Raw genomic sequence first — 15361 nt, 5'->3', positions numbered from 1 at the left:
TTTTAAATATTTTGAGAGAGTTTGTGAGAAATAGCCATTTCCTTTTCGGCCTCTTCAATCATCCCTTTCTGCTGATATAATCGCGATAGACTCGTATGTGCGAGTGCCTCATCGGGAACAATTTGCAAAGCGCAGTTGACCTGTTCAATCGCCTCATCAACCCTCCCCAGCCGATCTAATGCCTGTGCCCATCCCAGATGCGCCATGTAAAATGAGACATCGTCAGATACAGCCTTCTCAAATTCGACAATCGCGCCTTCCAAATCTCCAGCCCCTAACTTACCCAAACCCGCCATGTAAGACTCTTTAGCTGCCATAACAAGCCCCTCATAAAAAAACTTTCTCACCTCGCGTTTTGACCATTTCAAATAATACAAAAAAAATCACCATCTATCAACCTAACAAAAAAGGAGAGACGCACAGCACGCCTCTCCTCATCGGTTTTCATCCAAACCTAAACTTAATCTCGCCTTTTATCTGCGGATTAGAACAAGCCCGTGAAATCAATTGAGAAATACTGGTGTGGATGATATGTTTCTGCGAGATCCGTAGGCCATGCCAGATCGTAGCGGAACAGGAAATAGCCCAAATTTACCCGCACCCCAAATCCATACCCGGCGGCTATCTGCGGTTTTGGTTTCAGGATTTCCGGCGTACGAAAATTTTGCGGTGTATTGAGCTCAAACCCCCCATCTCGGGCGACCCACCCATCTCTCCAATTGGCGCGGTCAAAAGCACCTCCAATGTCGAAGAACAATTCGCCCTGTACATTCTGGAAGAAAAACGGTAAGGGCCAGCCCATGGCCAATTGCCGGATGAGCGGGAACCGAAATGCGACATTGGCCAGCACATAAGAATCACCCGCCATTTCGAGCAATCTCGCGCCTCGCAAAGGCCAGACGTAAGAAGAGAAAAAGACGCGACTCTGATCAACACTGGCAATGGTTGAAAATGTCGGATTGACCGGATTGTTCACACCGCCCAGGAAAAACACGGTGCTGTTGGGGCCATAACTCGTTCCGCCCGACATTCGGATTGCAAAGGTATATTCATTTAACAACCGCATATATTTGCGATAATCCAGCGTAAATGTGGCAAATTTCATGCCCACGCCAGAGCCTTCAAAATTTAACCGATAGCGATGCCCATCTACCGCGCCAAACAAACTGTACAACGCGCTATCGCCCACCAGAGCCACCTCGCCGATAGCCGCCCGACGGCGATTGATCAATTCGCTCGTAAACCGCCCAACGCCGCGAAAGCCCGGCTGATAATACGGGTTAGCATTTCTATCGGTAAATACCTCCTCGCGATCAATAGATACAAAACGCGTACTGAGTTCCAAACGGGAGAATCGGTTAAATGGTCTTTCAAGCCCTCCCGCAAGCCCGTAATATCGATCCGCAGTCAGGCGCCCTGTACTGTCAAAGAAAAAGAATCGCGTGTGAAAAAGTTGTGCACCGTAATTTGTGCGATTCTTCAAATAAGCATAAGCGAGCAGAAAATCGCTGTCTTTAAGCGAAAAATTCAGACTCGTCACCAACGTGGCGCGGTGATCGCCCATCACATCACTCATCGACAATACAATAGAGCTACTCACACCGTAGAACGTATCAAACCCCGCCTGAGCACCAAATAGTTCGGGCTTGAATTTCAGCTTGTATTTCTTAACCAGAAATTCCTTTTCACCCCAGTTTTTCACCCCTTGTTTGCCGGTATCGGCCATTTCTGGGCTACCTGCAACCGGATGTGTGGTATCGATCTCAGTCGTACTATCTGCAGGTGCACTCTCTGCAGCTGCAAGTGCTTCCTGATCGGAAATCCACTGCGCCACTTTCTTTTCTGTTTTTTCTGCTGTCGAATCGACCTCGGTGCTGTCGGCTTCTACTTTGTCAATCTTGCGGCTCGCATATTTTTCCTTTTGCAACTCGACAAACATCTTTTCATCTTCGCCAGCAAGGCGCTTGACAAACCGGGTGCGCGGCAAATCCGCCATTTCTTTTCGCTCTGCAAGTGGGTCGCGCATCACAAATATATCCAGGGCACCCTTGTGAAACGCATTGAACACGATTTTTTTGCCATCGGCTGACCAATCGAGATATTGCGCCCCTGACAGCAAATTAGTAATGGGATATATCTCCTGCGTACTGTCAACATTTGCAATATAAATATTGCCTACACCCGTGCGGTCAGAAACAAAGGCAATGTGTTTGCTATCGGCACCCCACACGGGATGCGAATCCTCGGCATCTTCAGACGCGACAATCCGGCGCATTTCAGAGCCATCTGTACGCATTAAAAAAATATCGTACTGACCAAAAGCAAAATCCTTCCCCCCGCTGAATTTCAAATGGGTATCGGGACGATCAGAACTCATGGCGATCCAGGTACCATCGGGCGACCAATCCAGATGCCGCTCGTCATAGGGATCATTTGTAAGCCGAGTAAGCGACTCATCGTTCAAATCGACCACATAGACGTCGGACCAGCCATCTTTAATACCCGCGACGGCTATTTTTTTTCCATCTGGCGACCAGGTGGGTTCAAACAAGCCATCGAGGTCAAACTTAAAGCGCTTGCGAATCTGTTTATTTTTAACTTCGAGGATATACAGGGTATTTTTGTTATTCGATTTGGCGGCGAATGCAATATGCCGACCATCCGGAGACCAGGTAAATCCGGGCCGCAAAACAAACATCGACTCAAAAGCAGACGACTTTTGCCCTTCGACCAAACGCCCCAGGTCTTTGCCGTCAATCGCCGACATCAAATAAATATCAAACGTGCCATTCCGATCGGTCAAATACGCGACCTTGTCGCCTTGTGGAGATAACGCAGCAGCTAAATTATACGCCGAACGCCTATCTTCGCGCTCTGTCAAATTTGTTGCCATCTCTTTGGGTGTATGGCGCAAATTGATCTCATTCCAGTATTGCCGCTTGAGCCACAATTGGTATTTTTCCTCCAATTCCTTCATCCCAAATCCCAGAGATGCTTTGAGTGCTTTATCGGGATTTTTGGCCGTGCGGAAAGAAGAAATAAAAGATGCCACTTTGTCCTTGCCGTATTCCTGTTCTATCATGTAAAAAACTGAATTGCCGCCGGGATAGGCAAAATAACTCAGGGACATCATTTCGATAGTCGGCACATATCCGGTAATGGTTGCATCGCGCATAAAATTATCGTGCTCTTTGTGCCAGCCATATCGAGATACGTATTCGGCAATGCCCTCGGCAATCCACAGCGGAGGTAACGTCGATGTTTGCGAAACCAGAGACCCCAACCAGCCACCACCGGTCCACAACTCAATCGTAACCGCATGAACCAGTTCGTGGTGGATAACATGTTGCAAATCCCCATAAGACCCCGTAAAGGGAATCACCACGCGCCCCTGTGCAAACTCGGTATATCCGCCCGTAAACTCAGACTGTTCCCCGCTGATAATATTCGACACTGAAAATCCATTGTGAGAATTGTAAATAACAATGGGATAGCGATCCTTCATCGTATATTTCAGCGTTTTCTCAATGTGTACCAAAGATCTTTCGGCTTCTTTGGCAACAAACTCGGCCAGCCCCAGTGAACCCTTGTCAAAATAAACCGTGAAGTGTTCACTGTCGATATAATGCCATACATACTGGCTGTAATTGACCTTGTTTTTGCCAAAATATTCCTGCCCGAAAGCAGAGCTTGAAACACCCAAGATAAGGGCGCATATTGCGCTTCGTACGAAAAGACACCACCGAGCCATGTTTAGCTCCTTTGCAACGAAATCAACAGTGAGAAATATCCCTGTGAGACAGCGTTGACATACTCTCAACACCCACTATAATAAATATTGGAATTTACTACCTTTTTTAAATGCGTGAATCAAAAGAAAGTTGCATGTCTCTTGTGAATCAGTATTTACGGCATTAAACAACTGGCAGAACCACTACGTTCCCATGAAAATTGTAATAAATTGTAACGGATTGTAAAGACAAAAAAATACACCGTTTTCACAAACCAACAGCGAGCGGACTTTTTCGCACTTGACGACGCAAGGCCACACAGGTTATGTTTAGCCAGATCGCGTATTTCATTTTTTTTCTACAAGGAGCTTAATTCATGGCAGAACCGACCCATAGCGAACCCCTGTATCAACAAGCACTTGAAGCAGCAAATGGTGAACTTCGAGATCTCGACGCACAAATTGATCAGCTACGCGTGCATATTGACCGCCTTGAGCGCAAAAAAGCCGCAGTCGAATCCATTCGCCAGGCCATTGGACAATGGGTTGAAACCCAGGAATCCGAAAAAGAATAAAAAAGGTTCCCGGATTCTTTTTAAACAAAATAGGGATTGTGCGCCAGCTCTTGCACTACAGACGTAATCGGACCATGACCGGGAAAAATGGTCGTTTCTCCCGGTAGAGAGAGCACCTTCGCACGCACGGCCTGAATTTGCCCTCGGTAGGCATCTCCCCTCGCCCCTCCCAGAGAACCCGCAAATAGCGCGTCGCCCGAAAAAAACACAGGTGAAGTATAATACCCAATACCACCACCCGTGTGCCCGGGCAAACTCACCGTATCAATAGCGAGTTCGCCAATCGCTGTTTGCCACCCCTCATCCACGCGTTCCGTCACCCGCCTGCTGCGCCCGGCCATCAACGCAAAATCGCGCTCGCAACCACATACCTGCGCCTGTGTCGTATCGGCAACGGCTTCGAGTGCCCCAACGTGATCGCCGTGCCCGTGTGTGAGCAAAATGTGCGTCACCTGTATATCGGCAATCGCATCCAAAATCAACTGCGCCTGCCCACCGGGATCAATCACAGCTCCTTTGCCCGACACCTTACACTTTAGGACATAACAATTCACCGTCATGCCCGCGTCGAGAATCAATCGGTCAACCCGCATATTCTCGTCTTCAAACGCCGCATTGCCCTGCGCTGGCACCCATCCACGCGCCACCTCCACCAATTTTTTACCATCGAGATGAAGTGCGTCTGCAAGTCGGCAAATGGCCTGATCATCGGGCGTCAGTTCGTACGATTCTATTTGCCCGATTTGTCGAACACTAAGCCCCACCCGTTGCGCCAGCTCCGATTCCGAAATCCCCTGTCCCCGACGCGCTTTCCCCACAATATCACCAAAAAAATCTTCCAATGTGCGATAAGCCATATTTTTCTCCGAATTTAATCACAGTGTCCTACCATTTGATAGAGTATGACAATTTCCCTAAAAAATAAATAAAAAAATACCGTGCCTATATGGGTCAAAATCATTGCCAAATCACTATCTTCCGTTTATCTTTCGCTTGTTTTTATCACAAGGGATTGAACAGATATGACCATTAACCCCAAGCAATTAGCAGGAGAACGGGCTGCCGAATATGTAGAAGATGGCATGGTCGTCGGTCTGGGCACAGGATCAACGGCTTTTTTTGCAATTCAAAAACTCGGCCAGCGCATCGCTGAAGGGCTCGATATATGTGGCATACCCACCTCACAGCAATCGCGCATTCAGGCGGAATCGGAAAATATCCCACTCACCGACTTCGGCAGAGTCACTCGCATTGCCCTGACCATTGACGGCGCGGATGAATTTGACCCGGACTTTAACCTCATAAAAGGTGGCGGCGGCGCGCTTTTGAGAGAAAAAATCGTCGCCTCTCTATCCGACAGGGAAATCATCGTCGCCGACGAATCCAAACCCGTGGCGCACCTGGGCGCTTTTCCCCTGCCCGTTGAAGTCATTCCCTTTGGCTGGCAAGCCATACAACGCCTGCTCGCAGACCTGGGCTGTCATCCCACGCTTCGCAACGCGCAGGACAACACGCCTTTTGTCACAGACAACGGCAATTACATCATCGATTGCGATTTTGGTCGCATTGACGACCCACCCATGCTCGAAGCAAAAATCAACGCCATATGCGGCGTGGTCGAATGCGGTCTTTTTATAGGTCTAACAGATCGCATCATCATCGGCAAAACAGATGGCACAATCGAAGAACGAATGCTTGAATAAACGAACACTGGAGATTTTATGAGCATCCTTATTGACAACAAAACCCGCGTGATCGTCCAGAGCTTTTCCAGCAGCAGAGCAATGGGTGGCGAAGCGCGATTTCACCTGCAACAAATGGTAGATTACGGCACGCAAGTCGTCGGCGTGGTCAACGCGGGCAAAGGCGGCGAGAGCGTAGATGGCATACCCGTTTTTGATACTGTATCCGATGCAGTAGAACAAACAGGTGCCACGGCATCGGCCAATTTTGTTCCCGCGCCCTTTGCAGCCGACACCATCATGGAAGCGACCGATGCAGGCCTACCTCTGGTCGTTTGCATCTCTGAGAACATACCCGTGCTCGACATGCTAAAAGCCAAACACTATCTGGCCGATAAAAACACGCGTTTGATCGGCCCCAATTGTCCGGGCCTGATTTCTCCTGGCAAGTGCAAAATCGGCATTATGCCCGGCGCGATTCACCGCGAAGGTCGCATTGGTGTCATTTCGCGCAGCGGCACACTCACCTATGAAGCGGTCTCCCAACTCACCGATAGTGGCTTTGGTCAATCGTCGTGTGTGGGAATCGGCGGCGACCCCATCATCGGCACGACCTTTACAGACTGCCTCGCGCTCTTCAAGGACGACCCCGACACAGACGCCGTTATCATGATCGGGGAAATTGGCGGCACCGCCGAAGAAGAAGCCGCCGCTTATGTCAAAGCGCACTTTGGCAAACCCGTGGTCAGTTTTATCGCGGGCCAAACAGCACCTCCGGGACGACGCATGGGGCATGCGGGCGCAATTATCTCTGGCGGACAAGGCACCGCCGCCGACAAAATGGCCGCGCTTCAAGAAGCCGGCATTCACGTGTGCGAAAGCCCCGCCGAAATGGGCGCAACAATGAAACGCGCATTATTGGGATAAAAAACAAAAAGCCCCCACAGTATATCGCTTGTGGGGGCTTTATCTTATTGAGCAGTTCATCCCAAAATATCTTCGAGGTAGCTTTTTGCTGCCAAAATACCTGCCGCATTCTTTTCAGCACTGCCGCTGTAGCGGTGGTCTTCCAATTCAATGGCCAACGGCCCGTCATAGCCCAATTCTTCCAGACGCGCAATCACCCATCTCCAATCCACCACCCCCCATCCGGGAATGCAGTAACGCCACCACCCCTCGCCATAACCATAGCGCTGACCAAACGATTGGCCCAAACAGCCAAACTCGTACAGGCCATCCGCCAATAACTCGGTATCCTTTGCATGCACATGCCGCACCCGGCTGCCAAACTCCATCAGCAACCGCTTGTAATCAACGCCGATGCGCGCGAAATGCGACGGATCGTAACAAATCCCCAGATTGGGTGACGGAACAACCTCAAAAATCGCCCGCAAAGTCTCGGGCGTACAGCCCAAATTCGGGTATGCAGGTGCCGGACCGGGCCAGGGTTCAATCGCGAGAAAAACCTCGTGTGCTTCTGCCTCTTTCACAATCTCTGGATAGACCTGCTTAAACACCTCAAACGTTTCGGCCCGAGCCTGCAATCGGTCGTCGGGAGCCAGACACAAAAAAATCACCCCTGAACCGTATGCGCCAACCGCCTGAATGCGCGCTTTCATCGCGGCTACAGCTTCTTCTCGTGCACCATCATCTTTGCTCAATAACCCACCTCCTGCCCCCCAATCCACAGTACCAATTCCAATCTCAGCACTATCACACATCCTGCGAATCTCAGCATCTACTTCGGGCAAATCAATTGACCCCAAACCGTTTTCTGCCGCCCACTGAATAATTCCATCCAACCCCATTTCCCGCCCCATCGGCGGGATTCGCATACCCACATGCATCGCGTTACCTCCTGAGTAAAAAACTGTTATCAGTTGTCCTGGTGCGCTGATATGAAAACGCGTTGTGAAGGTGAAGTCAAGAAAAATGATAAAAGTCTGGATCGTAATCAGTAGTAAATCCGGAACGAAAAAAACAGAATATTGGAATATCCGCCGAACTCGGATTGAAAGTATCCACCTTGTGGACGATCACCAATGCCGACAAATGCGCCCGCAGAAAGGTAGAAATCCTGCTCGATATTGTATTCGATAGCAGGTGAAAAAAATAATGACGAATCAGTGACATTTGCGAGAAACTGTCCGTTCAATGCGACCAGCGGCGTGAGTTGATGGGTGGTGCCAAGCGCGAAGTAGTGGGCGCCCATAAGATAGACAGCAGCATCGCGATATGTCGGGCGATTTAAATTGACGAGATAATCTTCAGGGTCGCGCACCCCCGCTCCGTTGAAGTGGTATTCGATGAACCCATAAGTCTCGCCACCGAAGCTGTAATCCATGCCCGTAGATACGCGAAAATAGTCGCTCGCATCTCGTCCCATCGAAAAAACGCGAGCACCCTCTATCCACGCCCCAACACTTCCAATGCCACGAGCAACATCAATACCAAAGAGCAACTGCTCGCGGAAACGGACGAGTAGCGGCGACATATCGGTCTCCGACACATTGAATTGACCGCGAGCAAAAAACGCACTCCGATCAACCGCGAAGTCTCGTCCAAACACATACCCCACATCGACTTCGCTCAGTGCTCCAATCGGGACGCGCACGCGCACGGCATCGACACCTGAGCGGTCTTCCGTATCCAATTCACTATATGTAAACGGCGCGATCACATCCGTCGGATTGACGACCCGCGCACTTCCCCACGCAATCGCCTGACGCCCGACAATCACATCTGCAAATGACAAACGCGCTGTCACATTAGCTCGGTCGAAGTTTTGAAACACGCCAACGCTGCCGAAGGGATCATTATCGCCGGGATAAATAGGTGACTCCAGATCGGCAACGCGATAATCGTGCGGGTCAATAGTAAGAATCTCCGCCTGATTCTCAAACAACGTTGAATCCTGAATACGCAGGATAAAGTCGTAGGCGAGATCAACCGAGATGTGCTCGCTGAACGAATTGGCGAGATTGAACCGCAGCCGATTACTCACCATACCCTTTATAGGAACACCCACCTGTGGCGAATCAAAAGCGACGGAAAAACCCTTGTAAAAACCACTCAGTTGTGCAGCCATGCCGACGTGTGGCAAAAGCGCGATCATTGGCCCAACGAGCCATCTCATGGTGCCCCTACCTCATCGCGCTCAATCTCTCCGTCTTTCAGCGCAATCAGCCGCCTCGCACGCGCCATCACCATCGGATCATGTGTAGAAAAAATAAATGTCATTCCAGTCTGCGTATTGAGCCGATACATCATATCGAGCAACTCTGCGCCAATCTTTGAATCGAGATTCGCCGTCGGTTCATCCGCCAGAATAATCGCTGGCTGAGACACCATAGCCCGTGCAATCGCGACCCGCTGTTGCTGTCCACCCGAAAGTTGTGTCGGCTTGCGACTCGCCATCCCACCCAATCCCACCTCATCCAGTATCGCCAGCACGCGCTCGTGCCGCTCAGATTTGGGTATCTTTTGCAGGAGCATAATATACTCGATATTTTCCTCGACAGTCAGCACCGGAATCAAATTGTACGCTTGAAAAATAAATCCGATATTGTCTCGCCGAAAATCCGAAAGTGCGTTACCGCTCATACGCGACAAAAGTTTGCCATTGAGCCATACCTTTCCATCTGTTGGTGTATCCAGCCCGGAGATAATATTGAGAAAAGTCGTTTTCCCCGACCCAGACGGCCCAACCAACGCTGCAAATTCGCCGCGTTCAATGGACAGATCAATCCCGCGCAAGGCGTGAACGGGCACGCCATCGTCCGAATAAACTCTGGTCACCCCTTCTGTCACAATTACAGACACCGCGGATATCCCCTTCAAAAACTCCTTCGCATCGCCGTCGCCGCAGACATCTTCGCCGCATACCGCGCCGGATACAGCCCTGCGATAATTGTAAAAACAAAGATCCAGATCGAATAAAAAATAAACGGTTGGATACGCATCTCCGGATAGATCAACTCCTGCATGGTGATGCCCATCATCTCGATCCCCGTGTAGTCAATGCCAATCGTTGAAAAAATTAAAGTAACACAAAACCCAAAAATCGTACCCAAAATAATACCCAGAACAGCCAATGCCCCTGCCTCAAACAGAATCAGCCGCGCCATGCCAAACGGACGCGTGCCAATTGCGCGCAACACGCCAAATTCAAACATCCGTTCGTAAAGCGACATAAACAGCGTATTGACAATGCCAAAAACAACCACGCCAAACAGCACAAAGCCCATAATGTACTTGCTGAACTTCGACATCTCGAACATCGCTTGCACCTCTGGCAAAACCTCTGTCCAACTGCGCGCTTTGTTTCCCCCTTGCGAATAAGTTTTCCAAAACAACAGATTCTGATCCTCGGCGGATATCGAATCGATGAACTTCAGCGCGATTTCGTGCGCCCCTGCGCCGAGAGCGAGCATCTGCTGCGCCTTCCCCAATCGAATAAACGCCATGCCGCTGTTCATTCCCTCGTCGGCAAAACGATAAATTCCAGAAACGCGAAACATCTCCTGCGAGAGATCGCCGCTCCCGGCCTGCGCCATCGTCACGACAACCCTGTCGTTTAAGCCCACCTCAAGGCGTTCCACAAGTTCCTCACCCATGACAATGTCCCGCAAATTTGATCCCTCAAAATACGCGCCTTCAATAATCGCATCGTCAATTTGAGATAAATACCGCTCGGTAGATGGTTCGACGCCCACGAGATTGACCGCCGCGACAGTTGCAGGTGAAGTTATCATACCAAAGGCGAACGTCCGCAAGGTGAAGTGCGCCACGATACCTTCCCGCCGAAGATTGGCGACCACCGCATCGAGCTGATTAATTGTCAACTCAACTGCTTGCTCATCGGAAAATCCCTCTCGATGAATCTGTCCATCTCCCAGAAATGACGCCGTCGCCGTTTTGACCATGTTATGCTCCATCCCCAACCAGAGCGCATCGGCAAAGATAAGTGCCGCAAGTCCAATACCCATAGCTGTTGCAGCAATGATGGAGCGGCGTTTATGCCGCAAGAGATTCTTCCACGCGAGCTTTATCAGTATCCAGGACATAGTTCCTAATGCGCCCTCATCGCGCTGGCTGGGGCAATTCGCGCTGCTCTCAGCGCGGGAAACAGGCTGACCAAAACAGCCGAGATAAGGACCGTAACTGCGGGAATTGCAAGACTTCGCACAGTGACCGTGGCGTACATCGTCTGAAACACAATACCGCCATAGGAAAACTCTTGCGGCAGTGAGATGCCGTAGATCGACAGCAAGTAATTGAGACCCGCACCGAACAGCGCGCCAATGACAATGCTGCCAAGCGCGATGAACGTCACCTCAGCCACCACCACTCCAAATATCTGACCCGGCTTTGTCCCCATCGCTTTCAATACCCCGTACTCTCGCGTGCGCTCCAGCACCGACATCAGCACCGTATTCAGCACGCCAATAGCGACGATCAGCATGATAATCATGCGTCCTATAAAATCGCCCTGTCTATCGGCCTGCATCGCGCGATAAAATGATTTGGCGACGACCTGCCACGGCGACACCTCGAGTGTTGTGTCGTTGATCTGCGCCTCAATCGCCGCGGTGATTTTGGGGACGCGATCCAACGCTTCGGCGATCACGGCGATTTCATGAACGCGCCCGTCGAGCACGAGCAAATCCTGCGCGTCATTGATATGGAGATAGCATGCCATCCGATCAGTCGCTTTATCGCCGCTTTCTGCAATGCCGATAATCTTGTACAAATCATTGGCGATAGCACCATCTGCGCCCTGTGTGACGAGCACAATTTCGCGGCCAACATCCGCCTTCAGAATGCGCGCCAACCCAACGCCGAGAATCGCTTCGCGCGCGGCGTCTGAAAACATCGCCCCACTGGTGATCTTCCGATCAAACCGCGTGGCTTTCACCTCGCGCTCCACATCTACGCCGATGATTTGCACCCCCATCGTCTTATCGCCTACCGAACCGAGTCCAGCCGAATAGATGCGCGGCGACCACGCCTCAACGCCCTCAACGCGTGCAATCTTCTCGCCAATGGATTCATAACTGTCGATCACATCGTAAAGTGAAGGCTTGTCGAGATAGCCCGCCCGATGCACCTGAATATGCCCGATGCGATTCCGTGTGAACATTGAAATAATATCCGAATACGCGCCATCTGACCAGCCAATAAAGACCGACGAGAGCGTGAACCCCACGATCATTGCAAGCGCAGTCAAAATAGTGCGACGCTTTTGACGAAAGATATTGCGAAATGCTATTTTGAGCATCTTCATTTCCTCTGAAGATTGCGCCTCGTGAACACATCGTCATCTATCTGCACATCAAACTCGGCCTTGAGATAACGCATAACGGTTTTATGCCTGTCCTTGTTCTGCGGCACCATCTCCATCACAGATGGAATCGTCTTGCCGCCGAACGACACAATCTCTTTGAAATTCAAGACCCGCATCAAATTGCCCTTCTCGTCGTAGAAATGTTGCCATACCGGAATCAGATCATCTGCCCGCACAGCCGTGATGAGCTTGCCCCAAACAATTGGAGAATCTTCCTTCGGAATGAACCGGATGTAAAGATGACCCGGTTTCGCGTCATCCGGCACAATCAAATCGTAGCTATAATCGTTGAGCATTGACGACTCTTTGACAAGGTCATCATTCGTGAAATCCGATCCCATCCACGACCCCATCATCATCGAAGGCGGCACTTTTATCACCTTATTGGTCTTTGGAAGATAGTTCCACATCTCGTTGCCGATGCGTAGCGTTGTAACGCCCTTTTCCTTTTTGGGCGCGTCAATGCGGATGAAAGTCTTATCCATCCCCTCTGTCCACACCCTCAACGACAGCGTGCGTTCCCAGTGCGGCGTAACAATCTGCATCTCCATATCAGCCACGCTGGTGTTGCTGCGATAGAGCGCGTCAATTTTTTTCACAATAGATTCCACATCCCGCTCAGATGCCAACGATAAAACGGGATAGGCAAACAAGAGGACAAATGCCATTAAAAACAATCGGTAAATCATTTTAATATCCTCACGCACTTCGATAGAGGTGGTTGGGCTAATCGTTATTTTTCCTTGCTCCACACCAGTCTCTAACATAAATTTTCCTCACCATGAACACCCTTGAAAACTACCGCATCCTCATGGATAGCCTCGATCCCCAAAATACCCCTTTGGTGCAATTTGTACATCGAGCCGCACCTCGGCAACCCAAACATATCGGGGTGCTCGACGCATCCTTCAACCCGCTCACCCTCGCCCACGAAGCACTTGTACACCATGCACAAAATGCTTTTAACTTTGACGAAATCGTCCTCCTCCTCGCCAAGACCAATGTCGATAAAGCCCTCTTTGGTGCAGACCTGGGCCAACGCCTCGCCATGATGGCCAATTACGCGGATTCTGATACCCAATTGGACACCTCCCTGTCAATTGCTGGATGTAGCCACGCTCGCTTTATCGACAAAGCACACGCACTCAGAGCACATTTTTCACCCAACGCCCAAATCTACTTTCTCGTTGGCCACGACACCCTGATACGCATCTTTGATCCGCACTATTACACCGACATGGTCGCCGAACTTAAAGTGCTATTTTCACTGTGTCACATGGTATCTGCCAATCGCGAAAATCCTTCGCGAGAAGTTTTTTACAGATTTATGTCACGCCCCGAATGCGCGCCTTTTGCAAACCGCGTACACCCTCTCCAACTACCCCCATCCTTTGGCAATATTTCCTCTACTGAGGTACGCAAACGCATCCGAGCAGGAGACCCCATCACAGATCTCGTGCCAGAATCTATCGCCCAATTTATTGAGACATTTGATCTTTACAAATGAAGTGGGAAGAGGGAAGGAGGAATCAGGAAAGTAGGAAGGGTGAAGCAGTGTATGAAGGCGAGTGAACGGTGTACAACTGCGACAGCAGTTCAATCGAGCATGACTGGTCGCAGTTCCAGACCAGTTCACGATGAAGAAACATCCGCTCTGGAGTGGTGTTGGGTGGACTTCTCACTTCACTCTTCACACTTCACACTTCACACTTCATCTCGCAGCATGCCAACCAGCATCTCAAGCGCCGACACATAGCCTCGCCATCTGAATCCGGCAATAATGCCCACTGCAATTTCAGAAAACAGAGAATGCCGCCGCCATGTTTCTCGCGCGTGGATATTGGACAAATGAATTTCGACCAGTGGTAAACCCGCGTCTTCAAGCGCGTCTCGCAACGATACGCTTGTTGTGGTCAGCCCTGCGGGATTCATAAGAATACCATCTACAGAATCGCGCATCTCCTGCACTTTTTCAACGAGAGCCCCCTCGTAATTCGAATGAAAAAACGCAATCTCGCAATCCAGTTCATCCGCTTTTTGTTCGAGACGTGCGTGAACCCCGTCCATTGTCACAGTACCGTAATGCTCTGCTTTGCGTCGCCCCAGCATATTGATATTGGGACCTTGTAAAACGAGAATCTTCATGAAGTAACCTCAGATGGCTCTTTACTCAACATTTCAATCAACTGAGACAGGGTAGCTCTCATTTTATCTCGAGAAACAATCATATCGACAAAACCGTGTTCGAGCACTTGCTCTGCGCGCTGTGCCTGCCGCAGAGCTTCCATCTCGGAGGCACTCACAGAAGACCCTGTAATACGCGACCCAGTAAATCCGATCAGCGCATTTGGCTCGGCGATATTGATATCGCCAATTGATGCATAACTGGCATTTACACCGGCTGTTGTGGGATCTATCAGAACGGAAATAAACAGCAGTCCTGCATCTGAAAATTGCGACAATTTGGCATTGACTTTCGCCATTTGCATTAGCGAAAAAATACTCTCTTGCATGCGCGCGCCGCCAGACCGGCACACAATAATCAGCGGCAATTGATCGCGCATACATCGATCAATCACCCGACAAATTCGCTCTCCTTCAGCCGAACCGAGTGACCCACCCATAAAACCAAATTCATGCACGGCAATGCCCACAGGCGCACCATTAATCTCACCCACGCCAGCCAACACAGCGGCATCCATATTGGTGCGTTTGCGATATTCCTTGAGCCGGTCGGGATAGGGCTGTAGATCGACAAATGTGAGCGGATCGGTCGATTTGACCTCCTGACCTATTTCTTCAAACGAATTTTTATCGAGCACAGCGGCGATATATTCGGCACTGGATATGCGAAAGTGATGTTTGCAATGCGGGCAAATACCTGTATTTTGCTCGAGTTTCTTTCGGTAAACTATTTGTTCACACCGCTCACACTTGATCCAGATATTTTCGGGCATACGCTTGCGCACGAGCGTCTGAATGCCAGATTTGAGCTTGTTAAACCAGTTCATAAACGATCTCCATATAG

15 protein-coding genes are annotated in these 15361 nt (G+C 50.1%); 4 read left to right on the top strand and 11 right to left on the bottom strand.

Annotated features, from left to right (window positions below):
- Positions 1-2: 2 nt before the first annotated feature.
- Complete coding sequence (locus F4Y39_08365; protein MYC13725.1) at positions 3-317, bottom strand: hypothetical protein; 315 nt, start codon at positions 315-317, stop codon at positions 3-5.
- Positions 318-484: 167 nt separating this feature from the next.
- Positions 485-3751 carry a BamA/TamA family outer membrane protein gene (locus F4Y39_08360; protein ID MYC13724.1) on the bottom strand — a complete coding sequence of 1089 codons (3267 nt, stop codon included), beginning with the start codon at positions 3749-3751 and terminating at the stop codon, positions 485-487.
- 356 nt (positions 3752-4107) lie between these two features.
- Between F4Y39_08360 and F4Y39_08355 the strand changes: the two genes are divergently transcribed.
- Complete coding sequence (locus tag F4Y39_08355) at positions 4108-4305, top strand: hypothetical protein (GenBank protein MYC13723.1); 198 nt, start codon at positions 4108-4110, stop codon at positions 4303-4305.
- A gap of 20 nt (positions 4306-4325) precedes the next feature.
- On the opposite strand, the gene F4Y39_08350 is transcribed toward F4Y39_08355, so the two are convergent.
- A complete protein-coding gene (locus tag F4Y39_08350; protein MYC13722.1) occupies positions 4326-5162 on the bottom strand; it encodes an MBL fold metallo-hydrolase in 837 nt (278 codons plus the stop codon).
- Between the two features lie 171 nt (positions 5163-5333).
- On the opposite strand from F4Y39_08350, the gene rpiA reads away from it, so the two are divergent.
- Positions 5334-6008, top strand: coding sequence for a ribose-5-phosphate isomerase RpiA (gene rpiA / locus F4Y39_08345; protein ID MYC13721.1), 675 nt, complete (start codon positions 5334-5336; stop codon positions 6006-6008).
- 18 nt (positions 6009-6026) lie between these two features.
- Positions 6027-6914: a succinate--CoA ligase subunit alpha gene (gene sucD / locus F4Y39_08340; GenBank protein ID MYC13720.1), complete on the top strand. Its 888-nt coding sequence runs from the start codon at positions 6027-6029 to the stop codon at positions 6912-6914.
- Positions 6915-6970: 56 nt separating this feature from the next.
- On the opposite strand, the gene F4Y39_08335 is transcribed toward sucD, so the two are convergent.
- From F4Y39_08335 to F4Y39_08310, 6 genes are all read right to left on the bottom strand, one after another.
- Positions 6971-7834 (bottom strand): sugar phosphate isomerase/epimerase, encoded by an 864-nt coding sequence (locus F4Y39_08335; GenBank protein ID MYC13719.1) that lies wholly within the window; start codon positions 7832-7834, stop codon positions 6971-6973.
- 107 nt (positions 7835-7941) lie between these two features.
- On the bottom strand, positions 7942-9123 hold the full coding sequence (locus tag F4Y39_08330; GenBank protein MYC13718.1) for a hypothetical protein: 1182 nt from the start codon (positions 9121-9123) through the stop codon (positions 7942-7944).
- A complete protein-coding gene (locus tag F4Y39_08325) occupies positions 9120-9809 on the bottom strand; it encodes an ABC transporter ATP-binding protein (protein ID MYC13717.1) in 690 nt (229 codons plus the stop codon). The genes F4Y39_08330 and F4Y39_08325 overlap by 4 nt, the downstream gene beginning before the upstream one ends.
- Before the next feature lie 14 nt (positions 9810-9823).
- Positions 9824-11053 (bottom strand): ABC transporter permease, encoded by a 1230-nt coding sequence (locus tag F4Y39_08320; GenBank protein MYC13716.1) that lies wholly within the window; start codon positions 11051-11053, stop codon positions 9824-9826.
- A 5-nt stretch (positions 11054-11058) separates the two neighbouring features.
- Positions 11059-12273 (bottom strand): ABC transporter permease, encoded by a 1215-nt coding sequence (locus F4Y39_08315; GenBank protein MYC13715.1) that lies wholly within the window; start codon positions 12271-12273, stop codon positions 11059-11061.
- On the bottom strand, positions 12270-13100 hold the full coding sequence (locus F4Y39_08310; protein MYC13714.1) for an outer membrane lipoprotein-sorting protein: 831 nt from the start codon (positions 13098-13100) through the stop codon (positions 12270-12272). Before F4Y39_08310 ends, F4Y39_08315 begins: the two co-directional genes overlap by 4 nt.
- A 14-nt stretch (positions 13101-13114) precedes the next feature.
- Here F4Y39_08310 and F4Y39_08305 point away from each other — a divergent pair, with 14 nt between their 5' ends.
- On the top strand, positions 13115-13840 hold the full coding sequence (locus F4Y39_08305; protein MYC13713.1) for a nicotinate-nicotinamide nucleotide adenylyltransferase: 726 nt from the start codon (positions 13115-13117) through the stop codon (positions 13838-13840).
- Between the two features lie 197 nt (positions 13841-14037).
- Here the strand turns inward: F4Y39_08305 and aroQ are convergent, their stop codons facing one another.
- Together aroQ and F4Y39_08295 are read right to left on the bottom strand one after the other, a co-directional pair.
- On the bottom strand, positions 14038-14478 hold the full coding sequence (gene aroQ, locus F4Y39_08300) for a type II 3-dehydroquinate dehydratase (protein ID MYC13712.1): 441 nt from the start codon (positions 14476-14478) through the stop codon (positions 14038-14040).
- On the bottom strand, positions 14475-15359 hold the full coding sequence (locus F4Y39_08295) for an acetyl-CoA carboxylase carboxyltransferase subunit beta (protein ID MYC13711.1): 885 nt from the start codon (positions 15357-15359) through the stop codon (positions 14475-14477). The genes aroQ and F4Y39_08295 overlap by 4 nt, the downstream gene beginning before the upstream one ends.
- Positions 15360-15361 lie beyond the last annotated feature (2 nt).

Source organism: Gemmatimonadota bacterium (assembly GCA_009838845.1).
In the GTDB taxonomy this organism is placed as follows: domain Bacteria; phylum Latescibacterota; class UBA2968; order UBA2968; family UBA2968; genus VXRD01.
This window is presented reverse-complemented; position numbering and strand designations above follow the sequence as displayed.

What these genes read in the sequence shown, in the direction of transcription:
- F4Y39_08365 (MYC13725.1), bottom strand. Translation starts at nt 317, where the DNA reads ATGGCAGCTAAAGAGTCTTACATGGCGGGTTTGGGTAAGTTAGGGGCT.
- F4Y39_08360 (MYC13724.1), bottom strand. Translation starts at nt 3,751, where the DNA reads ATGGCTCGGTGGTGTCTTTTCGTACGAAGCGCAATATGCGCCCTTATC.
- F4Y39_08355 (MYC13723.1), top strand. Translation starts at nt 4,108, where the DNA reads ATGGCAGAACCGACCCATAGCGAACCCCTGTATCAACAAGCACTTGAA.
- F4Y39_08350 (MYC13722.1), bottom strand. Translation starts at nt 5,162, where the DNA reads ATGGCTTATCGCACATTGGAAGATTTTTTTGGTGATATTGTGGGGAAA.
- sucD (MYC13720.1), top strand. Translation starts at nt 6,027, where the DNA reads ATGAGCATCCTTATTGACAACAAAACCCGCGTGATCGTCCAGAGCTTT.
- F4Y39_08335 (MYC13719.1), bottom strand. Translation starts at nt 7,834, where the DNA reads ATGCATGTGGGTATGCGAATCCCGCCGATGGGGCGGGAAATGGGGTTG.
- F4Y39_08330 (MYC13718.1), bottom strand. Translation starts at nt 9,123, where the DNA reads ATGAGATGGCTCGTTGGGCCAATGATCGCGCTTTTGCCACACGTCGGC.
- F4Y39_08320 (MYC13716.1), bottom strand. Translation starts at nt 11,053, where the DNA reads ATGTCCTGGATACTGATAAAGCTCGCGTGGAAGAATCTCTTGCGGCAT.
- F4Y39_08315 (MYC13715.1), bottom strand. Translation starts at nt 12,273, where the DNA reads ATGAAGATGCTCAAAATAGCATTTCGCAATATCTTTCGTCAAAAGCGT.
- F4Y39_08310 (MYC13714.1), bottom strand. Translation starts at nt 13,100, where the DNA reads ATGTTAGAGACTGGTGTGGAGCAAGGAAAAATAACGATTAGCCCAACC.
- F4Y39_08305 (MYC13713.1), top strand. Translation starts at nt 13,115, where the DNA reads ATGAACACCCTTGAAAACTACCGCATCCTCATGGATAGCCTCGATCCC.
- aroQ (MYC13712.1), bottom strand. Translation starts at nt 14,478, where the DNA reads ATGAAGATTCTCGTTTTACAAGGTCCCAATATCAATATGCTGGGGCGA.